The 22522-nt window shown below is 74.6% G+C and carries 26 protein-coding genes and 1 riboswitch; of the genes, 19 read left to right on the top strand and 7 right to left on the bottom strand.

Annotated features, from left to right (window positions below):
- Positions 1-87 precede the first annotated feature (87 nt).
- The 4 genes from HUT16_RS04970 (at position 88) to HUT16_RS04955 (ending at position 2480) form a co-directional block, all read left to right on the top strand.
- Positions 88-495, top strand: a complete 408-nt coding sequence (locus tag HUT16_RS04970) for a hypothetical protein (RefSeq protein ID WP_176185822.1) — start codon at positions 88-90, stop codon at positions 493-495.
- The gene (locus HUT16_RS04965) at positions 492-629 is read left to right on the top strand and encodes a hypothetical protein (protein ID WP_176185820.1); all 138 of its coding nucleotides are present in this window, start codon (positions 492-494) and stop codon (positions 627-629) included. The genes HUT16_RS04970 and HUT16_RS04965 overlap by 4 nt, the downstream gene beginning before the upstream one ends.
- A 74-nt stretch (positions 630-703) precedes the next feature.
- On the top strand, positions 704-1675 hold the full coding sequence (locus tag HUT16_RS04960) for an aldo/keto reductase (protein WP_176185818.1): 972 nt from the start codon (positions 704-706) through the stop codon (positions 1673-1675).
- Between the two features lie 61 nt (positions 1676-1736).
- The gene (locus HUT16_RS04955; protein ID WP_176185816.1) at positions 1737-2480 is read left to right on the top strand and encodes an SOS response-associated peptidase; all 744 of its coding nucleotides are present in this window, start codon (positions 1737-1739) and stop codon (positions 2478-2480) included.
- Positions 2481-2555: 75 nt separating this feature from the next.
- Here the strand turns inward: HUT16_RS04955 and HUT16_RS04950 are convergent, their stop codons facing one another.
- Positions 2556-2762: a hypothetical protein gene (locus HUT16_RS04950; protein WP_176185814.1), complete on the bottom strand. Its 207-nt coding sequence runs from the start codon at positions 2760-2762 to the stop codon at positions 2556-2558.
- Between the two features lie 175 nt (positions 2763-2937).
- On the opposite strand from HUT16_RS04950, the gene HUT16_RS04945 reads away from it, so the two are divergent.
- Both HUT16_RS04945 and HUT16_RS04940 read left to right on the top strand, forming a co-directional pair.
- A complete protein-coding gene (locus HUT16_RS04945; protein ID WP_176185812.1) occupies positions 2938-4182 on the top strand; it encodes an ADP-ribosylglycohydrolase family protein in 1245 nt (414 codons plus the stop codon).
- Between the two features lie 29 nt (positions 4183-4211).
- Positions 4212-4883 (top strand): HAD family hydrolase, encoded by a 672-nt coding sequence (locus HUT16_RS04940; RefSeq protein ID WP_254897643.1) that lies wholly within the window; start codon positions 4212-4214, stop codon positions 4881-4883.
- Between the two features lie 182 nt (positions 4884-5065).
- Here the strand turns inward: HUT16_RS04940 and HUT16_RS04935 are convergent, their stop codons facing one another.
- Positions 5066-5458 (bottom strand): DUF302 domain-containing protein, encoded by a 393-nt coding sequence (locus tag HUT16_RS04935; RefSeq protein ID WP_176185810.1) that lies wholly within the window; start codon positions 5456-5458, stop codon positions 5066-5068.
- Between the two features lie 132 nt (positions 5459-5590).
- Positions 5591-6598 (bottom strand): cytochrome c oxidase assembly protein, encoded by a 1008-nt coding sequence (locus tag HUT16_RS04930; RefSeq protein WP_176185808.1) that lies wholly within the window; start codon positions 6596-6598, stop codon positions 5591-5593.
- Positions 6599-6749: 151 nt separating this feature from the next.
- Between HUT16_RS04930 and HUT16_RS04925 the strand changes: the two genes are divergently transcribed.
- Positions 6750-8135, top strand: coding sequence for an FtsW/RodA/SpoVE family cell cycle protein (locus HUT16_RS04925; RefSeq protein WP_176185806.1), 1386 nt, complete (start codon positions 6750-6752; stop codon positions 8133-8135).
- 28 nt (positions 8136-8163) lie between these two features.
- Here the strand turns inward: HUT16_RS04925 and HUT16_RS04920 are convergent, their stop codons facing one another.
- Both HUT16_RS04920 and HUT16_RS04915 read right to left on the bottom strand, forming a co-directional pair.
- Positions 8164-8751: a LysE family translocator gene (locus tag HUT16_RS04920; protein WP_176185804.1), complete on the bottom strand. Its 588-nt coding sequence runs from the start codon at positions 8749-8751 to the stop codon at positions 8164-8166.
- Positions 8752-8775: 24 nt separating this feature from the next.
- A complete protein-coding gene (locus HUT16_RS04915) occupies positions 8776-9516 on the bottom strand; it encodes a metallophosphoesterase (protein ID WP_176192492.1) in 741 nt (246 codons plus the stop codon).
- Positions 9517-9645: 129 nt separating this feature from the next.
- Here HUT16_RS04915 and HUT16_RS04910 point away from each other — a divergent pair, with 129 nt between their 5' ends.
- Entirely contained in the window at positions 9646-10266 is a 621-nt protein-coding gene (locus HUT16_RS04910; protein WP_176185802.1) for an ABATE domain-containing protein, read from the top strand.
- A 57-nt stretch (positions 10267-10323) separates the two neighbouring features.
- Here the strand turns inward: HUT16_RS04910 and HUT16_RS04905 are convergent, their stop codons facing one another.
- The gene (locus tag HUT16_RS04905; protein WP_176185800.1) at positions 10324-10911 is read right to left on the bottom strand and encodes a TetR/AcrR family transcriptional regulator; all 588 of its coding nucleotides are present in this window, start codon (positions 10909-10911) and stop codon (positions 10324-10326) included.
- A gap of 109 nt (positions 10912-11020) precedes the next feature.
- On the opposite strand from HUT16_RS04905, the gene HUT16_RS04900 reads away from it, so the two are divergent.
- Complete coding sequence (locus tag HUT16_RS04900) at positions 11021-12133, top strand: ABC transporter permease (protein ID WP_176185798.1); 1113 nt, start codon at positions 11021-11023, stop codon at positions 12131-12133.
- Entirely contained in the window at positions 12130-12780 is a 651-nt protein-coding gene (locus HUT16_RS04895; protein ID WP_176185796.1) for an ABC transporter ATP-binding protein, read from the top strand. The genes HUT16_RS04900 and HUT16_RS04895 overlap by 4 nt, the downstream gene beginning before the upstream one ends.
- 129 nt (positions 12781-12909) lie before the next feature.
- Here the strand turns inward: HUT16_RS04895 and HUT16_RS04890 are convergent, their stop codons facing one another.
- Positions 12910-14301 carry an FAD-dependent oxidoreductase gene (locus tag HUT16_RS04890; protein WP_176185794.1) on the bottom strand — a complete coding sequence of 464 codons (1392 nt, stop codon included), beginning with the start codon at positions 14299-14301 and terminating at the stop codon, positions 12910-12912.
- Positions 14302-14673: 372 nt separating this feature from the next.
- Positions 14674-14801: riboswitch (FMN riboswitch) on the top strand.
- Between the two features lie 184 nt (positions 14802-14985).
- Here HUT16_RS04890 and HUT16_RS04885 point away from each other — a divergent pair.
- The 9 genes from HUT16_RS04885 to HUT16_RS04845 all read left to right on the top strand — a co-directional run bounded on the left by HUT16_RS04885 (position 14986) and on the right by HUT16_RS04845 (position 22483).
- The gene (locus tag HUT16_RS04885; RefSeq protein ID WP_176185792.1) at positions 14986-15645 is read left to right on the top strand and encodes a riboflavin synthase; all 660 of its coding nucleotides are present in this window, start codon (positions 14986-14988) and stop codon (positions 15643-15645) included.
- Positions 15642-16274: a nicotinamide mononucleotide transporter family protein gene (locus HUT16_RS04880; RefSeq protein WP_254897642.1), complete on the top strand. Its 633-nt coding sequence runs from the start codon at positions 15642-15644 to the stop codon at positions 16272-16274. Before HUT16_RS04885 ends, HUT16_RS04880 begins: the two co-directional genes overlap by 4 nt.
- Positions 16271-17536: a bifunctional 3,4-dihydroxy-2-butanone-4-phosphate synthase/GTP cyclohydrolase II gene (locus HUT16_RS04875; RefSeq protein WP_176185790.1), complete on the top strand. Its 1266-nt coding sequence runs from the start codon at positions 16271-16273 to the stop codon at positions 17534-17536. Before HUT16_RS04880 ends, HUT16_RS04875 begins: the two co-directional genes overlap by 4 nt.
- 55 nt (positions 17537-17591) lie before the next feature.
- The gene (gene ribH, locus HUT16_RS04870; RefSeq protein ID WP_176185788.1) at positions 17592-18083 is read left to right on the top strand and encodes a 6,7-dimethyl-8-ribityllumazine synthase; all 492 of its coding nucleotides are present in this window, start codon (positions 17592-17594) and stop codon (positions 18081-18083) included.
- Positions 18084-18206: 123 nt separating this feature from the next.
- Positions 18207-18479, top strand: coding sequence for a phosphoribosyl-ATP diphosphatase (locus HUT16_RS04865; RefSeq protein ID WP_176185786.1), 273 nt, complete (start codon positions 18207-18209; stop codon positions 18477-18479).
- A 41-nt stretch (positions 18480-18520) separates the two neighbouring features.
- On the top strand, positions 18521-19369 hold the full coding sequence (gene hisG, locus HUT16_RS04860) for an ATP phosphoribosyltransferase (RefSeq protein ID WP_176185784.1): 849 nt from the start codon (positions 18521-18523) through the stop codon (positions 19367-19369).
- Positions 19370-19431: 62 nt separating this feature from the next.
- The gene (locus HUT16_RS04855; protein ID WP_176192490.1) at positions 19432-19878 is read left to right on the top strand and encodes a PH domain-containing protein; all 447 of its coding nucleotides are present in this window, start codon (positions 19432-19434) and stop codon (positions 19876-19878) included.
- Between the two features lie 206 nt (positions 19879-20084).
- Positions 20085-21437, top strand: coding sequence for a hemolysin family protein (locus HUT16_RS04850; protein WP_176185782.1), 1353 nt, complete (start codon positions 20085-20087; stop codon positions 21435-21437).
- On the top strand, positions 21434-22483 hold the full coding sequence (locus HUT16_RS04845; RefSeq protein WP_176185780.1) for a hemolysin family protein: 1050 nt from the start codon (positions 21434-21436) through the stop codon (positions 22481-22483). Before HUT16_RS04850 ends, HUT16_RS04845 begins: the two co-directional genes overlap by 4 nt.
- The last annotated feature ends 39 nt before the right edge of the window (positions 22484-22522 follow it).

Below are 22522 nucleotides of genomic sequence, written 5' to 3'. Positions count from 1 at the left end.
TGCGAAGCGCGGGTGAGGGACACACCGCGGAGTGTAATCTGGCAGCCCGCCCGACCCGGGCGGCAGCCGGAGGGGAAGGGGCGGGCGATGGACCCGATTTCGCTGGCACTGCTGGCGGCACTGGCCGGAGGCGCGGGCGGGGAGGCCGGCAAGCAGTGCTGGAACGGACTGACCGCACTCGTCCGGCGTCCCTTCCGACACGCGGCGGCCGACACCGTCAGCAGCGGCGAAGCCGAACTGGTGGCGCTGGAACAGGACCCGCAGAACGCCGAACTCGCCGGACGCCTGAACACCGTGCTGGCCGTCCGGGCCGTGCTGGAACCGGAGTTCGGCCCCGAACTGGAGCAGTGGCACGGCCGCGCCCGGGCCGCGCTCGGCGGCGACACCATCCACAACGAGATCAGCGGCGGCACCTTCAACAGCGTGCTGACCATCCAGGGCAAGATCACCGGCGGCACGCACACCCACTACCACGGCACGCCGCCCCAGGGATGACCCGGCAGGCGACCCGCAACGAGATCAGCGGCGGCCACTTCCACGGGCCCGTCCACCAGGCCGACACCATCACCTTCGCCACCCCCCGCGCCCGGCGCCCCGCCCTCGCCGGGCTCCACGCGCCTGCCCGGTAACTCCCTGGCGTCCGTCCGTCCCGCCGCCTAGGGTCGCGTTCCGGAACGGTCGGCTCGGAGCAGGAGGAGCACGGATGCGGTACCGCAAGCTCGGGCGCAGCGGCGTCGAGGTGTCGGAGGTCGGCTACGGGGCGTGGGGGATCGGGGCGTCCAGCTGGGTGGGCGCGCGGGAGGAGGACTCGCTGGCGGCGCTGCACCGGGCCATCGACCTCGGGGTGAACTTCGTCGACACGGCCCGGGGCTACGGGGAGAGCGAGCGGCTGGTCGGCCGGGTGGTGCGGGAGCGGGCCGCCAACGGCGAGCGGGTGCTGGTGGCGACCAAGGTGCCGCCGCTGAACGGGCAGTGGCCGGCCCGGCGCGGGGTCGACCCGGCCGAGACCTTCCCCGGCGCGCACATCCGGGAGAGCCTGGAGGCCTCGCTGGCCGCCAGCGGGCTGGAGCGCTTCGACCTGGTGCAGTTCCACGTGTGGAGCGACGAGTGGCTGGGGCGCGGCGACTGGCTGGAGACCGTCCGGGAGCTCAAGCGGGAGGGCCTGATCGGCCTGTTCGGCGTCTCGGTCAACGACCACGAGCCGCACAGCGCCGTCGAGTTGGTGCGCAGCGGCGAGGTGGACGCGGTCCAGGTGATCTTCAACGTGTTCGACCAGTCGCCGCTGGACGAGCTGTTCCCGGCCTGCGAGGAGCACGGCGTCGGGGTGATCGTCCGGGTCGCGCTGGACGAGGGCGGCCTGACCGGCCGGATCACCGCCGACAGCACCTTCCCGGAGGGCGACTTCCGGCGCCGGTACTTCCGCGACGACCGGCCCGCCCAGGTGGCCCGCCGGGTCGCCGCGCTCACCGCCGACCTGGGCATCCCCGACGACGAACTCGCCGAGACCGCCCTGCGGTTCGTGCTCAGCGCGCCCGCCGTGTCGACCGTCATCCCGGGCATGCGCTCGGTGCGCAACGTGGAGCGCAACGCGGCGGTGGGCGACGGGGTGCCGCTGACCGGCGCGCAGCTGGAGGTGCTGGCCGGACACCGCTGGGAGCGCAACTTCTACGCCTGACCCCTCCGGTGCCGGGTGTCGGCGGGTGCGGTTGTCGGGGGCGGGTGGCAGGGTGGGACGCATGTGCGGCCGTTTCGTCTCCACCACCCCCTCCGCCGAGCTGGCCTCCCTGCTCGGCGCGACCAGCTGGGACCCGACCGAGGCCCTGGCGCCGAGCTGGAACGTCGCCCCGACCGACCCGGTCTCCGCGGTCCTGGAGCGGGTGGACGCCGACACCGGCGAGGTGGTGCGCCAGCTGCGGGTGCTGCGCTGGGGGCTGGTGCCGTCCTGGGCGAAGGACCGGTCGGCCGCGGCCCGGCTGATCAACGCCCGCTCGGAGACCGCCGACCAGAAGCCCTCCTTCCGCCGGGCCTTCGCGAAGCGCCGCTGCGTGATCCCCGCCGACGGCTACTACGAGTGGCGCCCGGTGCCCGCCGCCGACGGCCGCAAGGCGTACAAGCAGCCGTACTTCCTCTCCACCGGCGAACTGATGCTGATGGCCGGGCTGTACGAGTTCTGGCGGGACGCGAGCGTGCCGGAGGACGACCCGGCGGCCTGGCTGGCCACCACCACCATCCTCACCACCGACGCCACCGACCGGGCCGGACGGGTGCACGACCGGATGCCGATGCTCGTCCCCCGCGCGGAGCTGGACGACTGGCTCGACCCGGCCAACACCGACCGGGCCGACCTGCACGACCTGCTGCACCGCCCCGCCGACGGCGACCTGCTGGTCCGGGCCGTGCCGACGGCCGTCAACCGGGCCACCGCCGACGGCCCGGAACTGCTCACCGAGGCCCCCGACCCGCTCGGCCTGTCCGACTGACGGCCGAACGGTCCTGTCCGGCTGACGGCCGAACCGTCCTGTCCGGCCCGTCCGCTCGGTCCGGCTGAGCGGCCGTCAGGAATCCCCGCCGGTGCTGCCGGAATTCCCGGAGACCGGCCGCCGGTTCCGGTTCCGGTACGCCCAGCGGACCACCCGGCCCGCACCGAGGGTGACCCGGGCGACGCCCCGCACCCAGCCGGGGCCGCCGCGCTCGGCCCACACCACGCAGCCGCACCCGCCGAGCACCAGCAGCAGGACGACGACCAGCACCGCACCGACCATGGGGACCACCTCTCGCGCACGACGGCCGTACCGCCCGATCATCGCAGGTCGCCCGCCCGAAGCGGCCTGACCGGCCCGAGTGGCCCGAGCGGCGCGACCCGCCCGACCCGCCCGAGTGGCCCGAGCGGCGCGGGACTTGACACCTGACCCGCTCGCACGTTCCGATGGGGTACGTATGATCGACTCCTCCAGTGACCGTGTGATCGACTCCTCCAGCGACCCCGCGTCCGACGCCCTCCAGGGCCTGTCCGTCGGCGACGCGCTCGGCGCCCAGTTCTTCGTCCCCGCCACCGCCCGCGCCCACCTCGACGCCCGCACCGAACCGCCCGGCCCGTGGCCGTGGACCGACGACACCGAGATGGCCTGCTCGGTGCACGCCGCGCAGCGCGAGCGCGGCGCGATCGACACCTTCGACCTCACCCACGCCTTCGCCCGCCGGCACGACTTCGACCGCGGCTACGGCCCCGCCGCCAACCGGATGCTGCGGCTGATCCGGGAGGGCGGCGACGCCCGCCGCCTCGCCGCCGAACTCTTCGACGGCCAGGGCTCGTTCGGCAACGGCGCCGCGATGCGGGTGGCCCCGCTCGGCGCCGGGTACGCCGCCGACCCGGCCGCCGCCGTCCGCCCGGCCGCCGACACCGCCGTCACCACCCACACCCACCCGCAGGCCGTGGACGGGGCGATCGCGGTCGCCGTCGCCGCCGCCCTCGCCGTCCGGGCCCGCACCGAACCCACCACGCCCGCACGGTACTTGCGGGCCGTGGCCGCCCTGACCCCGCACGGCGCGGTCCGCCGGGGCGTGACCGAGGCGGCCGGGCTCACCGACCGCTCGGACCCGAACGCGGCGGCCGCCGTGCTCGGCAACGGCAGCCGCACCAGCGCCGCCGACACCGTCCCGTACGCGCTGTGGTGCGCCGCCCACTGGCTTACCGACTACCCGGCCGCCGTGTGGGCCGCGATCGGCGCGGGCGGCGACGTCGACACGGTCGCCGCGATCACCGGCGGCGTGGTCGCCGCCCGCACCGGCACCGCGGGCATCCCCGCCCACTGGCTGGCCGCCCGCGAACCGCTGCCCGGCTGGGCGTTCCCGCCGCCCCTGCGCCCGGCCCCCGACGGCCTCACCCCGATGAGCCTGCCGCGCCCCCACCCCGTCCCCGAGCTGCGCTGGTCCGACCACCAGTGGAACCGCTACCGGTCCGGCCTGCGCACCGGGCGGTGGCTCACCCGCACCGCCGAGGGCACCCTGCACCTGCACCGCACCGACACCGGCCGCGAACGCTGGGCGCTGGACTTCGCTCCCGCCCCCGGCGGCCACTGGCGCCCGGTCGCCGTCCGGACCGAGGCCCACCCCGCCCACCTGGCCGGGCCCGGTCACCTGCTCGACGTCCTGCTGGAGATCGAGCACGACGCCCCCGAATAGGCCGCGACGGCCCCGCATAGGGTGGGGCGATGGTGATCGAAACGGTGCTGTTCGACCTCGACGGCACGCTGATGGACCACGACGCGGCCGAGTCGGACGGGCGGGAGTACGACCGGGCCGAGGTGCTGGAGGTCTGGCACCGCCTGGAGCGCCGCGAGTACGACCGCTACCAGGCGGGCGAGTCGACCCTCCAGGAGCAGCGCCGACTCCGGGCCGCCGGCCTGGCCGCGCACCTCGGGCTCGGGCCGTGGCCCGACGGACGGGCCGACGCCTGGTTCGAGGGCTACCTGTGGCGCTACCGGAACGGCTGGCGAGCCTACCCCGAAGTGCCGCAGGTGGTAAGGGAGTTGGGCGCGACCCGACGGCTCGGCGTGATCACCAACGGCGAGGGCGGCATCCAGCGCGCCAAGCTGCACGCCATCGGCCTCGCCGCCCTGGCCCCGCACACCACCGCCTCCGGCGAGGCCGGCTGCGCCAAGCCCGCCCCCGAGATCTTCCACCTCGCCTGCCGCGCCCTCGGCACCGCCCCCGAACGCACCGCGTACGTCGGCGACCGCCTCGACCTGGACGCCCGCGCCGCCACCGCCGCCGGCCTGCTCGGCATCTGGCTCGACCGCACACCCCCCGCCCCCGGTACCTCCCCGCCCGCCGACGTCCCCCGGGTGCGCTCGCTGGCCGAACTCCCCGCCCTGCTCGGCTGAGCCGGGCACCGCCCCGGACGCGGGCGGCGAGGCCCGGCCCGGTCAGTAACGGCGCGGTGGTGGCACTGGTCCGCATCCGGGAGAGCCGGGAGAACGGGAAGGGCAGCCGGGGCGTCAGTCAGTCGGCGGGTCAGACCCCCGAGCGGTGCCATCTATATCCTCACGGTCAGCCGGTCAGCCGGTCAGCCGGTCAGCGAGGCGAGGGTCGCGCGCAGGCGGGCGGCCGCCTCGTCGGCGACCTCGGCGAGTTCGGGGCGCCCGGTGAACCGCACCATCAGCTGCGGGTCCACGGCCTCGACCAGGACGCCGTCGGGGACGGCGCGCAGCACCACGTTGCAGGGCAGCAGCAGGCCGATCCGGCGGTCCGCCTCCAGCGCGCGGTGGGCGATCGACGGGTTGCAGGTGCCGAGGACCAGGTAGTCCTCCAGCTCGACGCCGAGCTTGGCGCGCAGGGTGGCGGTCAGGTCGATCTCGGTCAGGACGCCGAAGCCCTGCTCGGCCAGGGCCGCACGGACCCGGTCGGCGGCCTCCGCGAAGGGGACGCCGGTCAGCGTGGCGGTGATGTCGTTCGCCATGTCGTCGAACCTCTCTCGTTGATACCCCCCGGATACCCCCATGGGTATTCAACCGTACGTCGGGTGCAACCCGGAGGCCCGCAGCCCCGTTCCCGGCGCGGCGCGGCGCGGACCGCCGGGAACCCGCGTCGCTCAGCCGCCGTAGCGGTGCCGCAGGTTCGGGTCGTCCAGCCACCACGGCCGGTCCGCAGCGGGCGCGCCCACCCCGGCCGGTGCGTCCACCCCGGCCTGCGCGCCCACCCCGGCCGACCCCGCTGCCGCCCGGGCCTCCTCCGCCGCGTCCAGGGCCGCGTCCACCGCCGCCGTCTCGGCCCGCCCGGTGACGATCAGCTGCCGCACCAGCGCGCACAGGAAGGGCAGGCCGACCAGGTCGCCGAGGATCCAGATCGCGTTGCCGCCGACGAACTGGTCCCGGGCGGGGGACGGCCCCCAGGTACGGCCCAGGCCCGCGTAGTACGGCTCGGCGACCACGTGGCCGCCGTACAGCAGGACGAGCGCCAGGGCCGCGTCGAAGACCACCTCGACGAAGGTGATCACCACGCCGATCAGCAGCGGGTACTCGTGCGCGACCGGGTCCAGCTGCAGGCGGGGCCAGAAGTAGAGCAGGCCCAGCAGCACCGGCACCAGGTGGAAGCCGGTGTTCCAGAGCGGGCTGGTCAGGGTGTGCGCGTACCAGGGCGTGAAGTACAGCAGCCAGGGCGGCGCGACCAGCAGCACGGTCGACACCAGCGGGAACATCAGCACCCGGGAGACCCGGCCCGACAGCGCGGCGCGCAGCCGCCCGCGGCCCGCCTCCGGCAGTACGGCGGCCAGCAGCGAGACCGGCGCGCCGAGCGCCAGCAGCATCGGGACCAGCATCAGCAGCAGCACCAGTTGCACCGCCCGGTCGGTGAACAGCACCCGCTCGTACACGCCCAGGCCCGAGCAGGTGGTCCAGACCCAGACCGCCAGCCCGTCGAGGAACGCCGCGGTGCGGTACCAGGGCCAGCGGCCGCCCCCGCCCGTGCGGTGGCGGCGCGCGCCCGCCAGGTAGCCGGCCGCGAGCGCGGCGGACAGCACGGCGACGGCCGGTTCGAGGGTCCAGGTGTCGGCCAGCGCCGACCAGTGCCAGGGCGCGACGGCCGCGGGGTGGGTGGTCATGCCGGTGGGTCTCCTTCGAACGGGCGCGGCGCCGAGCGGTTCGGTGGAACCCGGACGGGGTGCCCGGGCGTCGTCGCGGGAGCGGGCGCGAACCGCGGGACCGGTTCCGGCGTCTACACCGCTGTAGAATCTACCGAGTGGGGGAGCCCGGGTGAAAACCGCCCCGCGCAGCACCGGCCGGCGCCTCGCCGCCCGCCGCCGCAACCGCGAACTCCTCCTGCTGCTCCTCGCGGTGGCGGTCTGCCTGGCCGCCTGGACCAGTTCGGGCCTCGCCCTGCGCGGCACCCTCCCGCCCGGCCTGCTCCCGTACGGCACCGGCCTCGGCGCGCTCGCCCTGCTGCTGCACCTCGCCGTCCGCCGCGCCGCCCCGTACGCGGACCCGCTGATCCTGCCGCTCGCGGTCTTCTTCAGCGGCTTCGGACTCGCCCTGCTCGACCGCCTCGACCTCTCGTACGCCCTCTGGCACGCAGCCAAGGGCGACTGGCAGAAGCTCCCCGCCGCGCCCGCCCAGGTGCGGTGGACGGTGATCGCCGCACTGCTGGCCGTCGCCGTGCTGGTCGTGGTCCGGCACCACCGGCTGTTCCAGAAGTACGTCTACCTGACCATGACGGTCGCCATGGTCCTGCTCGCCGCGCCCGCGTTCTTCCCGGGCGACACCCTCGGCGCCAAGCGCTGGATCCGCCTCGGCGGGCTCTCCTTCGAACCGGACGAGTTCGTCAAGGTCGCCATCACGGTCTTCTTCGCGGGCTACCTCACCGCCAACCGGGACGCCCTCGCCCTCACCGGCCGCCGGGTCTGGGGCCTGCGCCTGCCGCGCGGCCGCAACCTCGGCCCGGTGCTGGCGATCTGGGTGGTCAGCCTGCTGGTCCTGGTCTTCGAACGGGACCTCGGCACCTCGCTGATCTTCTTCGGGGTCTTCGTGGTGATGCTCTACACCGCGACCGAGCGCACCGGCTGGGTGGTGATCGGCCTGCTGATGGCCGCCGTCGGCGCGGCCGTGGTCGGCGACCTCGAACCCCACGTGCACGGCCGGGTCGAAGCCTGGCTGCACCCCCTCGACATCTACGAACCCGTCCACGACCCGGCCCTGATCTCCCAACAGCCCGCGCAGGCCCTCTTCGGCCTCGGCTCCGGCGGCGTTCTCGGTACCGGCCTCGGCCAGGGCCGCCCCTTCCTGATCGGCTTCGCGGGACGCAGCGACTTCATCTTCACCACCGTCGGCGAGGAACTCGGCCTGGCCGGCTCGATGGCCGTCCTCCTGCTCTACGCCCTCCTGTGCGAACGCGCCCTGCGCACCGCCCTCTCGCTCACCGACCCCTTCGGCAAACTCCTCGCCACCGGCCTGGCCGCCGCCCTCGCCCTCCAGGTCTTCGTCGTCGTCGGCGGCGTCACCGGCCTGATCCCCCTCACCGGCAAGGCCCTCCCCTTCCTCGCCGCCGGCGGCTCCTCGCTCACCGCGAACTGGCTGCTCACCGCGATCCTGATCAAACTCTCGGACGCGGCGGGCCGGGCGGAGTCGGAACCGGTGCGGGCGTGAGGGCCGCCTGCGGGGAGCCGGGCCGGGCTCAGGCCAGGGCGCGCAGGCCCAGGGCGAGCAGTACGGCGGCGGTGGCGCGGGTGGCCCAGGGGCGGGGGCGGGGGGCGGTGCGGGCCAGCAGGGCGGTCCAGCCGAGCAGCCAGGCGGCGAGGAGGGCGGCGTGGGCGGCGGCGAGGACGAGGACCTGGGCGGGCAGCGGGCGGGCGGCGTCGAGGAACTGCGGGAGCAGCGTGAGGTAGATGGAGGCGGCCTTCGGGTTGAGGACGTTGGCCAGCAGGGCCTGGACGAAGGCGGGGCCGTCGTGGCGCGGGCGGCGGCCCGCGGCGCGGCCCGCAGAGCGCCAGGTCAGGACGGCGAGGCCGATCAGGTAGGCCCCGCCGGCGATCCGGACGGCGGTGAGCGCGCCGGGGTGGTGCGCGGTGAGGCCGGCCAGCCCGGCGAGGGCGAGGCCGGCGTGGACGGCCAGGCCGGTGACGGTGCCGAGCACGACGGGAACCGCGCGGCGGCGGCCGTGCTCGCCGATCTGCCGGACCAGCAGGGCCAGGCTCGCGCCGGGGGTGGCGATCAGCGGGAGCAGGGCGAGCAGGAACCCGGCGACCGTGCGGGCGGTGGGCATGGCGGGTGCCTCCGGGGGGGGTGGTCAGAGCACGACGCGGTAGTGCGTGGTGAGCCGCCGGTCGTCGCCCAGGACGTGGTAGGCGAGCGCGGGCGGCTGGTCGCGGCCGACGAAGTCCTCGGCCTCCCAGGGCAGTTGCAGCGTCCAGGTGACGGCGGGCCCGACGATCAGCGGCCGTCCGGCGAAGGTCGAGGCGGCGGCGGTGTGGGCGTGGCCGGTGAGGACGGCGACCACCTCGGGGTGGGCGTCGAGCAGCGCGGCGAGGTCCTCGGGCCGCTGGAGGGTGTACGCGTCGGGCATCGGGTGGTGCAGGAACACCGGCGGCTGGTGGAAGGCGAGCAACGCGGGCGTGCCGGGCGGGAGTTCGGTGAGCGTGCGGTCGATCCAGGCGAGCGTGGCGGGCTCCAGCAGGCCCTCGTCCCGGCCCGGAATGGTCGAGTCGATCATCAGGATCGCGGTGCCGCCGACCAGGTGCGCCCGGTTGACCGGGGCGGTGTCCGGCTCCTCGCCGAGCAGGGCCGCGCGGTAGGCGGGGCGGGCGTCGTGGTTGCCCGGGCAGAGCAGCACGGGGTAGGGGAGTTCGGCGAGCAGTCCGGCCGCCTCCCGGTACTCGTCCTCGGCGCCGTGGTCGGCGATGTCGCCGGTGACCAGCACGGCGTCCACCGGCCGGAGCAGCCCGCGCAGGTGGCGCACGGTGCGTTCGACGCGTTCGGTGGCGCGCTCGGTGCCGTCGAGGTGGAGGTCGCTGATCTGGGCCAGCAGCAGGGTCACGGGAGGCTCCTTCGCCGTCTTGCTAATGGTTAAATTCCGCTTTGGCGTTAGGGACTTTAGGGTAGGAGTGATCCGCTCGGCAAGGGAGAATGTCCACCGGCGGCGCAGACGAGGAGCATCCGCATGGCGAACGGCGACGGCACGCAACACCACTGGCCCGCACTGGACTTGGTGGGCACCATCCGGCACGACGGCAACGGCGGCGTGCTCGACGACCTCGCGGAGCCCGGCGCCGCGGCCGCCTGGCTGGCCGAACACGGCGAGCGCTTCACCGGGACGGCCGAACTCCCCGCCCCGGACGCGGAGTTGCACGCCGAGGTGGTCGCGCTGCGCCGCGCCGCCCGCGCCCTGTTCGCCCGCGCCGTCAGCCCCGGCCCGGCCAGCCGCGCCGACGCGCACCGGCTGATGCCCGCCGACGAGGCGCTGGCGCGGCTGAACGCCGCCGCCGCGCTCGACCCCGTCGCCCCGCAGCTGGACTGGTCCGCCGACGACGGCCCGACCCCGGCCCGCCCGCTCTCCTCGGCCGCCGACCCCCGGGCCCGACTGCTCGCCGCGCTGGCCCGCGCGGTGGTCGAGTTCCTGACCGGCCCCGACCGCGAACGGCTGAGGGCCTGTCAGGCGCCGCGCTGCGTGCGCTACTTCATCAAGACCCACGGCCGCCAGGAGTGGTGCAAGACCTCCTGCGGCAACCGCGCCCGGGTCGCCCGCCACTACGACCGCCAGCGCACCGGAGCGGACGCCTGACCCCGCCGCCCCCGCCCCACCCGCGGCGCACCGCCGCGAGCCCGGGCCGGACGCGCCCTACTCGCCCAGCGCCGCCAGCGAGGCCACCGCCAGGGCGGCGGCGCGTTCGGTGGTCGGGCGGTAGGGGGCGCCGGACTCCAGGGCGGTGACGGCGGCGTTCACCAGGCCCTGGAGCAGTTGCGCGGTGCGCAGCGGCGTCCGGTCGCCGAGTTCGGACAGCGCGCCGACCAGCGGTGACAGCAGCCGGCGGTGGGCCTCCCCGGCGGCCTCGCGCAGCGCCGCGGCGTCCCGGTCGCCGGCCAGCGCGCGGGCGATCCGGTGCTCGCCGTCGCGCACCAGCTCGCACTGGGCGCGCACGTACGCGGCGACCTGCTGCTCGGGGCCGTCGGCGGCGGCCATCGCGCCGGTGATCCGCTCCGTCCACACCGGGGTGGACTCGTGCACCACGGCGGCCAGCAGCGCCGACCGGTCCGGGAAGTACTTGTACACGCTGTTGCGGGCCAGGCCGGTGCGCCGGGCGACGGCGGCGAAGGTCACGGCGGCGGCGTCGCCCTCGGACTCCAGCAGTTCGCGGGCGGCCGAGACCAGCGCCCGGTGCTGCTGGGCGCGGTGGTCGGCGACGGTGGCGGCACTGATCTTCGGCACCCGCCCAGTCTAGGAGGCCCCGGTGCCGCTCCGGGCCCCCCGATTTGGGGACGCGGTGTCGCCATGCCCTATGTTGGGGACGCATCGTCCCCATCCTGGAAGGAGCGCGGTGTACCTCGCCCTGCTCGAACTCAAGGCCGCCCGCGGCCGCTTCCTGCTCATGGGCTGCGTCGTCCTCCTGGTCGCCGCCCTGGTCGGGATCGTCTCCGGGTTCACCACCGGCCTCGGCGACGACACGGTCTCCGCCTTGCGCCGCCTGCCCGCCACCCACCTGGCGTTCTCCCCGGACGCCGAGTCCGACCAGTTCGCCCGCAGCCTCGTCCCCGCCGGGACGCTCGACCGCTGGCGGCAGCAGCCCGGCGTCCGGGCCGCCCCGCTCGGCGTCGCCATCACCCGCGGCACCACCGACCGGCACACCGAGGTCGACCTCGCCGCGTTCGGCGTCGAACCCGGGTCCTTCCTCGACCCCGGCGCCGAGGAGGGCCGCCCCCTCGGCGGCGACGACCAGCTGGTGATCTCCCGCAGGCTCGCCGACGAGGGCGTCCGGATCGGCGACACCCTCACCGTCGACCGCCTCGGCATCACCCTGGAGGTCACCGGCATCGCCGCCCGCGCCTCCTACGGGCACGTCCCCGCCGGATACGTCACCACCGCCACCTGGCGGCGCATCCGCTTCACCACCCCGGGCGCGCGCACCCCCGCCGCCGAACTCCCGCAGCAGTACGGCGCGATCGCCCTGCGGGCCGACGACGGAGCCCGGCTCGCCGATGCCGACCGGGAGTCCGGCACCCGGACGGTCACCCTCGACCAGGCGTACGCGGCCGCCCCCGGCTACACCGGCGAACGCGTCACCATGACGTCCATCCAGTTCTTCCTGTACCTGATCGCCCCGCTGGTGGTCGGCGCGTTCTTCGGCGTCTGGACCGTCCAGCGCCAGCCCGAACTCGCCCTGCTGCGGGCGATGGGCGCCTCCCGCCGCCGCCTGCTCGGCCACACCCTGGCCCAGGCCGCCGCCGTCGTCCTCGGCGGCACCCTGGCCGGCGCCGCCCTCGCCTCCGCCGTCGGCCTGCTGGTCGGCACCGAAGTCCCGTTCAGCCTCCCCGGGTTCGCCCTCGCCGCCACCATGGGCACCGTCGCCCTCGCCGCCCTCGCCGGGGCCGCGCTCACCCTCCGCCGGGTCGCCGCGGCCGACCCGATGACCATGCTGGGAGCCGGACGATGACCGCACTGACCCTGTACGGCGTGAGCGTCTCGCTCGGCCGCGGCGACGCCCGCACCCCCGTCCTGCGCGCCGTCGACGCCACCTGCGAACCGGGCGTCCTGACCGCGCTGGTCGGCCCCTCCGGCTCCGGCAAGTCCACCCTGCTCGCCGTCGCGGGCGCCCTGCTGCGCCCCGACGAGGGCCGGGTGCTGCTCGGCGGCACCGACCTCGCCGCCCTCACCGACGCCGAACGGGCCCGCACCCGCCGCGAACGGATCGGCTACCTGTTCCAGAGCGGCAACCTGCTCGGCGGCCTCACCGCCGTCGAACAGCTCCTGGCCGCCGCCTCGGTGGCCGGCCGCCCCGCCCGGCGGCTGCGCGCCGCGGCGGAATCCGCCCTCGGCGAGGTCGGCCTCGCCCACCGCCTGCACCACCGCGCCGACCGGCTCTCCGGCGGCGAACGCCAGCGGGTGGCCCTCGCCCGGGCGCTGTTCCCGGAGCCCGACCTCCTGCTGATCGACGAACCCACCGCCGCGGTCGACCGCACCCGGGCCGCCGTCCTCACCGAGCTCATCGCCACCACCGCGCACCGGCGCCACTGCGCGGCCCTGGTCGCCACCCACGACCCGGTCGTGGCGGAGGCCGCCGGAGCGACCGTCGCGATGTGAGGCCGACGAACGGGAAACGCGCCATCAGGGGCGCGGGGAACCGCACGCGGCGGGAGGAGCGCGCCGGCAGGATCGCGAGACGGTGCAGGTGATGGCCCGCCTCGCGATCCCGCTGTGCGTCCACCCGCGCTACCGCAGGTTGTTGCGCTCCGCGGACCGCTCGCTGCGCGAGGCGTCCAGCATCCCGACCCGCTCGACGACCTTGACCCGCTCGCGGCCCTCGGCCGCGCCGAGGGCCTTCTCGTGGGCGTCCAGGTGGTGCCAGCCCTCCCAGGTGGTGAAGTCGACGCCGCGCGCGCGCAGGAAGTCGACGACCGCGTCCTCGGCGGGCTCGGCCGCCGCGCGGAGCAGGCCCGCGCCGTGGTCGGCGACCAGGCAGGCGACGGTCTCGTTGGCGTCGCCCTTGGTGTGGCCGATCAGGCCGACCGGACCGCGCTTGACCCAGCCGGTGACGTACACCGAGGGCAGGTGGGCGCCGTTCTCCTGGACGCGGCCGGCCTCGTGCGGGACGGTCGAGCTGAGGGCGTCGAAGGGCAGCTTGGCGAGCTCGTCGGAGCGGTAGCCGACCGCCCGGTAGACGGCCTGGACCGGCCACTCGCGGAAGGTGCCGGTGCCCACCGTGTTGCCGGTGCCGTCGAGCTCGGTGCGCTCGGTGCGCAGCGCGACCACCCTGCCGTCCGCGCCGAGCACCTCGACCGGGTTCTCGAAGAAGTGCAGGTGGATGCGGTGCGGCCGGTCGCCGACGTCGCGGATGGCCCAGTTCTCCAGCGTCGAGGCGACCATATCGGCCTGCTTGTTGGCGCGCCGGGTGGCGATCGAGGCCTCGTCGTAGTCGATGTCCTCGGGGTCGACGATCACCTCGATGGTGGGGGAGTGGTCGAGCTCGCGCAGCTCCATCGGGGAGAACTTGGCCTGCGCCGGGCCGCGCCGCCCGAACACGTGCACCTCGACGGCCCGGTTCGCGGCCAGGCCCGCGTACACGTTCGGCGGGATCTCGGTGGGCAGCAGCTCGTCCGCGGTCTTGGCGAGGACGCGGGCGACGTCGAGCGCGACGTTGCCGACACCGAGGACGGCGACCTGCTCGGCCTCCAGCGGCCAGTCGCGCGGCACCTCGGGGTGGCCGTCGTACCAGGAGACGAAGTCGGCGGCGCCGTACGAGCCGTCCAGCTCGATGCCCGGGATGTCCATGTCGCGGTCGGCCTCGGCGCCGGTGGCGAAGACCAGGGCGTCGTAGAAGCGGTGCAGCTCGTCGAGCGAGAGGTCGCCGGGGTAGTCGACGTTGCCGAGCAGGCGGACCTGGGGCTTGTCGAGGACCTGGTGCAGGGCGGTGATGATGCCCTTGATCCGGGGGTGGTCGGGGGCGACGCCGTAGCGGATCAGGCCGAAGGGGGCGGGCAGGCGCTCGATCAGGTCGATGGAGACGCCGGGGGCGGCGGCCAGCTCGGACTTCAGCAGCGCGTCGGCGGCGTAGATCCCGGCGGGGCCGGAACCGACGATGGCCACCCGGACGGGGCGGGGCATGGGCAGGTACTCCTGTTCGGCTCGGGGCGCGTGCCGCTCAGCCTCCCGGCCCGCGGGCGCATCCGGTACGGGGCTCCGGCTTATGCCCTCATAAGCCGGAGCTATGGCCCCCCAAAGTTCCGCCTATGCGGTAACCCCGTCCCCCCAGCATGCACCAGCCCGCACCGGAACCGGTCGGCGGTGCTGCCCGCCGCCCCGCGGCGGACGTCCGTGAACACCGCCGCGCCGGCTCAACTCCTCGACCGGTAACCCTCCGTGCGGAGAACTATTCCCTTCCGCCGTGCGCCGCGACGTGAACCAGGCCACAGGGCACGTCCTTGCGGCCGGACCACCCGCGCGTGCAAGAATGTGAGTGCAGTAGCAGTGACGTTCAGCGCACTCCGGGGTCGGTGAAAATCCGAACCGGCGGTTACAGTCCGCGACCCGTCCGCAGCCAGCGGCCGGTTGACCAGGTGAAATTCCTGGACCGACGGTTAAAGTCCGGATGGGAGGCGTGCGCGGCGGACGAAGCGTGTCAGCACCGCGGCCCCCGTGGCCGGGGTGCGCGAAGCAGGACGGCAGCGAGCCCGTGCCTCGGCGAGGAAGCCCAGGCGCCCCGGGTCCGCCCCGTCGGGCATGCGTCCGCAGTCAACTCCCACGAGCCGCCCCGGAGTCCGCGCCCCTAGCAGCGCGAGGAGAACCCGGGTGTTCACCGGCATCATCGAAGAGCTCGGCGAGGTCGTCTCCATCGAGGAGATCGGCGAATCCTCGCGCATCCGCCTGCGCGGACCGGTCGTGACGGCCGACGCCCGGCACGGCGACTCGATCGCGGTCAACGGCGTCTGTCTGACCGTCCTCGACGACAACGAGCAACTGGCCGACCGTGCGGGCGAGTTCAGCGCCGACGTGATGCGCGAGACGCTGCGGCGCTCCAGCCTCGGCGTGCTGCGCCCCGGCTCCCGGGTCAACCTGGAGAGGGCGATGGCGCTCGGCGCCCGGCTCGGCGGCCACCTGGTGCAGGGGCACGTCGACGCCACCGGCACGCTGCTGTCCCGCGCGCCCGGCGACCTCGACGCGGACGGCGCCCCGCGCTGGGAGGTGCTGCGCTTCAGCCTCCCGCAGCCGATCGCCCGCTACCTGGTGGAGAAGGGGTCGATCACCGTGGACGGAGTGAGCCTCACCGTCGTCGAGGCCGCCCTCGACTCGTTCACCGTCTCGCTGATCCCCGCCACCCTCGCCCTCACCACGCTGGGCGCCAAGCAGGTCGGCGAGCCCGTCAACCTCGAGGTGGACGTCCTCGCCAAGTACGTCGAGCGGCTGCTCGACACCCGCGCGCTGCCCGACACCCCGGGGGGTACCAAGTGAGTTCCTTCGCCCAACTGACCTTCACCGCCTTCGGCGAGCAGGTGAAGGTCGCCGACATGGTCGGCAACCTGATAGGCCTGACCGGCCTGGTCCTCGGCTGGCGCCGCTCGGTGCTGACCTGGCCGGTCCAGCTGCTGGCCGGGGCGGTGCTGATCACCGCCTTCTGGAACAGCCACCTGCCCGGCCTGATCGGCAAGCAGGCCATCGTCGTGGTCGCCTCGGTCTGGGGCTGGACGCAGTGGCAGCGCGGCCGCCGGGACACCGGCCGGGTCGAGGTGCGCTTCGCCACCTGGACCGAGCGGGCCCTCCTGGTCGCCGCCACCGCGGCCGGCACCGCCGCCGTCGCCGGGCTCTTCCACCTCAAGCCGGACCTCTCCTACGCCCCGCTGTTCGACGCCTACATCTTCGTCGGCACGCTGGCCGCGATGTACGCCCAGGCCCGCGGCTGGGTCGAGTTCTGGTTCGCCTGGCTGGCCGTCGACCTGATCGGCGTGCCCTACGCCTACCAGCACGGCTACTCCTTCACCGCCCTGACCTTCACCGTCTACTTCGTCCTGGTGGTGGCCGGCCTGGCCAGCTGGTGGACGAAGGCCCGCACCGCCCCGCTCGCCAAGGGAGCCGCCGCATGAGCACCGAGCCCGCCGCACAGCCGCTGGCCCTCGACCCGGTCGAACGGGCGATCGCCGACATCGCGCTCGGCCGCGCCGTCATCGTGGTCGACGACGAGAACCGCGAGAACGAGGGCGACATCGTCTTCGCCGCCTGCGCCGCCACCCCCGAACTGCTGGCCTTCACCGTCCGCTACTCCTCCGGCGTGATCTGCGTGCCGATGACCGGCGAGGAGCTCGACCGGCTGGAACTGCCGCCGATGACCCGGGTCAACGAGGACCGCAAGGGCACCGCCTACGCCGTCTCGGTGGACGCCCGCGACGGCGTCTCCACCGGCATCTCGGCCGCCGACCGGGCCCGCACCGTCAAGCTGCTCGCCACCGCCGGCACCGGGCCCGCCGACCTGACCCGCCCCGGGCACGTCTTCCCGCTGCGCGCCGTCGACGGCGGCGTGCTGGTCCGCCCCGGCCACACCGAGGCCGCCGTCGACCTGGCCCGCCTCGCCGGGCTCGCCCCGGCCGGCGGCATCGCCGAGGTGGTCAACGACGACGGCACCATGGCCCGGCTGCCCGAACTGCACGCCTTCGCCCGCGAACACGGCCTGGCGATCATCTCCATCGAGGACCTGATCGCCTACCGGCGCCGCACCGAACTGCACGTCGACCGCGCCGCCGTCACCCAACTGCCCACCGAGCACGGCACGTTCACCGCCGTCGGCTACCGCGGCACCATCGACGGCACCGAGCACCTGGCCCTGGTGGCCGGCGGCCTGGACGCCGACGGCAGGCTCCCCGACGGCGAGGACGTGCTCGTCCGGGTGCACTCCGAGTGCCTGACCGGCGACGTGTTCGGCTCGCTGCGCTGCGACTGCGGCCCCCAGCTCCAGGCCTCGCTGGCCGCCGTCGCCGAGGCCGGCCGCGGCGTGGTGCTCTACCTGCGCGGCCACGAGGGCCGCGGCATCGGCCTGGCCCACAAGCTGCGCGCCTACCAGCTGCAGGAACAGGGCCTGGACACCGTCGACGCCAACCTCGACCAGGGCCTGCCCGCCGACGCCCGCGACTACTCGATCGGCGCGCAGGTGCTCACCGACCTCGGCGTGCGCTCGCTGACCCTGCTCAGCAACAACCCGGCCAAGCAGACCGCGCTCACCGAGCACGGCCTCAAGGTCGCCGCCCGCCGCCCGCTGCCCACCACCGCGAGCGAGCACAACCTGCGCTACCTGCGCACCAAGCGCGACCGGATGGGCCACGACCTGCCGTGGCTCGACGACGACGGCAAGTAGCCGTCCCGGCGCGGCAAGCGACCAACCACCACCGAACGAACAGAGGAAGACGAACATGGCCGGCCACGGAGCCCCCGTCCTGTCCCCGCAGCACCTGGAGGACACCGCCGACCTGCGGGTCGCGGTGGTCGCCGCGCAGTGGCACGAGCAGGTGATGGACGGGCTGCTGGACGGCGCCCGCCGCGCCCTGGCGGAGCTCGGCGTGGACGCCGGCGCCACCGTGCTGCGCGTCCCCGGCACCTTCGAGCTGCCGGTCGCCGCCAAGCGGCTGGCCGACGCCGGCTACGACGCGGTGGTGGCGCTGGGCGTGGTGATCCGCGGCGGCACCCCGCACTTCGACTACGTCTGCCAGGGCGCCACCCTCGGCCTGACCAACGTCTCGGTGGACACCGGCGTCCCGGTCGGCTTCGGCGTGCTCACCTGCGACACCGAGCAGCAGGCGCTCGACCGGGCCGGGCTGCCCGGCTCCGCCGAGGACAAGGGCCACGAGGCGGTCACCGCCGCGGTCGCCACCGCCGCCGCCCTGCGCGCCCTCGCCAAGGCGTAGGACCGCCGGGACGTGGAACCGCCGGGCCGTTCGTCCGGAGATCCGCCCGGACGTCCACCCGACTGTCCACGGTGCGAAACCGTTTACCGTACGTCAGCCCGCACCCCGTAAGGTGAGCCCATCATGGCTTCCAAGACATTCGAGGAGCTCTTCGTCGAGCTCCAGCAGAAGGCCGCCACCGGCGACCCCGCGTCCTCCCGCACCGCCCAGCTCGTGCAGCAGGGCGTCCACGCGATCGGCAAGAAGGTCGTCGAGGAGGCCGCCGAGGTCTGGATGGCCGCCGAGTACCAGTCGCCCGAGGAGGCGGCGGAGGAGATCTCGCAGCTCCTCTACCACGTCCAGGTGATGATGCTCGCCCGCGGGCTGACGCTCGAAGACGTCTACAAGTACCTCTGAGTCCCACCACAGTGATCGCCAACGCGAAGGGTTCGCCACTCATGCTCCGCATCGCCGTCCCCAACAAGGGTTCGCTCTCGGGTCCCGCGGCGGAGATGCTCCATGAGGCCGGCTACCGGCAGCGCAAGGAGGCCAAGGAACTCGTCCTGGTCGACCCGGACAACCAGGTCGAGTTCTTCTTCCTGCGCCCGCGCGACATCGCCGTGTACGTCGGCTCCGGCCGCCTCGACGTCGGCATCACCGGCCGCGACCTGCTGCTGGACTCGGCCTCCGAGGCCGAGGAGGTGCTCGCGCTCGGCTTCGCCGGCTCGACCTTCCGGTTCGCCAAGCCGGTCGGCACCGGGATCTCGAACGTCCGGGACCTGGACGGCCTGCGGATCGCCACCTCGTACACCGGCCTGGTCGAGCAGCACCTCGCCGAGCACGGCGTGAAGGCCACCGTCACCAAGCTGGACGGCGCCGTCGAGACCGCCGTGCACCTGGGCGTCGCCGACGTGATCGCCGACGTGGTGGAGACCGGCACCAGCCTGCGCAACGCGGGCCTGGAGGTGTTCGGCGACCCGATCCTGGTCTCCGACGCCGTGGTGATCCGCTCCAAGGGCGCCGGCGAGGACGCCGCGGTCGAGCAGTTCCTGCGCCGCCTGCAGGGCGTGCTGGTGGCCCGCCGCTACGTGCTGATGGACTACGACATCCGCGCCGAGAAGGTCGGCGAGGCCGTCGCCCTCACCCCGGGCCTGGAGTCGCCGACCGTCTCGCCGCTGCACACCGAGGGCTGGGTGGCGGTCCGCTCGATGGTGCTCCGCAAGGAGGCCCAGCGGATCATGGACGACCTGTGGGCGATCGGCGCCCGCGCCATCCTGGTCACCAACATCCACGCCTGCCGCCTCTGACCCGCCGCCGGACGGGGGCCGCCGCCCGCGGCCCCCGCCCCACCCTGGAGCCACCCGTGTCCGTGCCCGCCCCCGCCGCCACCCTGCCCGTGACCTGGGCGCCCCGCCGCAACCGCGTCGTGCTCTACACGCTGTGCGCCGTGCTGGTGGTGCTGTTCTCGGTGCTGGCGGTCGCGCTCCCGGAGAGCTGGCAGTTCAACGACCGGGCCATGATGGTCGGCTCCGGCCTGCTGTTCGCCGCAGTCGGCCTGATGCTGGCCCGCCCCAAGGTGGTCGCCGACGACGCGGGCCTGACGGTGGTCAACTTCGTCCGCAGCCGCCGGCTGTCCTGGGCCGAGGTGGTCCGGGTCAACTTCCGGGCCGGCGACCCCTGGGTGATGCTCGACCTCGCCGACGGCACCGCGCTGGCCGCCGTCGGCATCCAGCCCGGCGGCGGGCGGGAGCAGGCCGTCGCCGCCGCCCGCACCCTGCGCGACCTGGTCGAACAGCGCGGCGGGGTACAGGCCTGACACGCCCCCGGACGGACGGGTCGAACAGGCCCCGAGAAGCGTTCGGGTATCGTCTACGCTGGTAAAACCGCGGCAAAGCCCCTGCAGTCCCGGGCTTCCCGCCTCCACCCGCGACCAGAGGAGTGACACCTCCCCTCGATGGACGATCCGTCCGGTAGTACCCGCGCCGCCGCGCACGTCTTCGACCGGGGAAGGCAGGCGGCCCGATGACCACCGCCTGGCTCCTGCTGCTCGCGGCATTCCTGCTCATCCTCGCCAACGGCCTGTTCGTGGCCGCCGAGTTCGCGTTCGTGACCGCCGACCGCGGCACCGTGGAACGCGCCGCGGCCGACGGCGACCGGCGGGCCAAGAGCCTCTCCAAGGCCCTGCACAAGCTGTCCTTCCAGCTCTCCGGCGCCCAACTCGGCATCACCATCACCTCGCTGGTGGTCGGCATGCTCGCCGAACCGGCGCTCTCCACCCTGCTCGGCCCGGTGTTCACCGCCGTCGGCCTGCCCGAGTCGGCGGCCCGCGGCACCGCGCTGATCGTCGGCCTGGTGCTGGCCACCGTGATCCAGATGGTGATCGGCGAACTCGTCCCGAAGAACTGGGCGATCTCCCGGCCGCTCCGGGTCGCCTACGCCGTGGTCGGCCCGCAGCGCGCGTTCTCCGCCGCCTGCCGGCCGCTGATCTCCTTCCTCAACGGCTCCGCCGACCGGATCGTCCGGGCCCTCGGCGTCGAACCGCAGGAGGAGCTCGGCCACGCCCGCACCGCCGACGAACTCGTCGCGCTGGCCCGGCACTCCTACCAGGCCGGCGTCATGGACGAGCAGTCCGCGACGCTGTTCGTCCGCACCCTGGGCCTGCGCGAGCTGACCGCCGAGTCCGTGATGACGCCGCGGATCGACGTCGCCGCCCTCCAGGAGGACGCCACCGCCACCGACGTGCTCAACCTGACCCGGGCCACCGGGCTGAGCCGCTTCCCGGTGTACGCCGAGAGCCTCGACGAGGTCACCGGCACCGTCACCCTCAAGGACGCCCTCGCCGTCCCCGCCGGGCGCCGCGACCACACCCGGGTCCGCCACCTCGCCGCCCCGCCGCTGCTGGTCCCCGAGACCATGCCCGCCGAGCGGCTGCTCGACCTGCTGCGCGGCCGCGAACCGATGGCCGTGGTGGTCGACGAGTACGGCGGCACCGCCGGCGTCGCCACCATCGAGGACATCGTCGAGGAGGTGGTCGGCGAGGTCCAGGACGAGCACGACCCCGCCGACACCCCCGACCTGCGCCCGCTCGCCCCGCGCGACGGACTGCCGGTCTGGGACGCCGACGGCCGGGCCCGGCTCGACCAGCTCGCCAAGATCGGCCTGAACGCCCCCGACGGCCCGTACGAGACGCTCGGCGGCCTGCTCGCCGACCTGCTCGGCAAGCTCCCCGCCGTCGGCGAGCGCGCCCACCTGCCCGGCTGGGAACTGACCGTGACCGCCGTCGACCGGCACCGCACCAGCCGGGTCGAGGTCCGCCGGGTGCGCGAGGACGCGGACCCCGCCGACCAGCACGAGGACCGGGACAACCACCGATGAGCGCCCTGCAACTCGCCTTCTCCCTGCTCCTGCTGCTCGGCAACGCGTTCTTCGTCGGCGCCGAGTTCGCCGTCATCTCGGTGCGCCGCAGCCAGGTCGAACCGCTCGCCGAGGCCGGCGACAAGCGCGCCCGCACCGTGCTGCACGCGCTGTCCAACGTCTCCGCGATGCTGGCCGCCGCCCAGCTCGGCATCACCGTCTGCTCGCTGCTGCTCGGCGCGCTCGCCGAGCCCACCATCGCGCACCTGCTGGAGCCCGCCTTCCACGCGCTCGGCGTGCCCGACTCGGCGATGCACCTGCTGAGCTACGCCATCGCGCTGAGCATCGTGGTCTTCCTGCACATGGTGATCGGCGAGATGGTGCCGAAGAACCTCGCCCTGGCCGGGCCGGAGAAGGCCGCGCTCTGGCTCGGCCCGCCGCTGGACCGGCTGGCCCGCTGGCTGGCCCCGTTCATCGCCTTCCTGAACGCCTTCGCCAACGGCGTGCTGCGGCTGTTCCGGGTCGAGCCCAAGGACGAGGTCGACTCGGTCGCCACCAGCGAGCAACTGCTGCTGATGCTCACCGACTCCGGCGAGGCCGGCCTGCTCGACGACAGCCGCCGCGAACGCCTGGAGGACGCCCTGGAGATGGGCAGCCGCCCGGTCACCGAGGTGCTGCTCGCCCCCGAGCAGCTGGTCACCGTCGGCCGCGAGGTCACCGGCGAGGAGATCCAGCGCCTCGCCGTGCGCACCGGCTTCTCCCGCTTCCCGGTCGCCGACGAGCACGGCACCGTCCTCGGCTACCTGCACCTCAAGGACTCGCTGGAGGCCGACGACCTGACCGCGCCGATCCCGGCCCGGCTGTGGCGGCCGATCACCGTGCTGCGCTCCGGCCTGCCGCTGGACGACGCGCTCGCCGCGATGCGCCGGGCCGCCGCCCACCTGGCCGCCGTGGTCGACCCGGACGGGCGCCAGCTCGGCCTGGTCGCCCTGGAGGACGTGCTGGAGGAACTGGTCGGCGAGGTGCACGACCCCGACCACCGGCCGCCCACCGCCGCCCAGCGCTGACCCGGACCGCACGACGGACGGCCGGCCCCCGCCGAGGGG

The organism is Kitasatospora sp. NA04385 (assembly GCF_013364235.1).
GTDB lineage: Bacteria > Actinomycetota > Actinomycetes > Streptomycetales > Streptomycetaceae > Kitasatospora.
The sequence above is the reverse complement of the archived record's forward strand: the minus strand, read 5'-3'. Positions and strand labels throughout refer to the sequence as shown.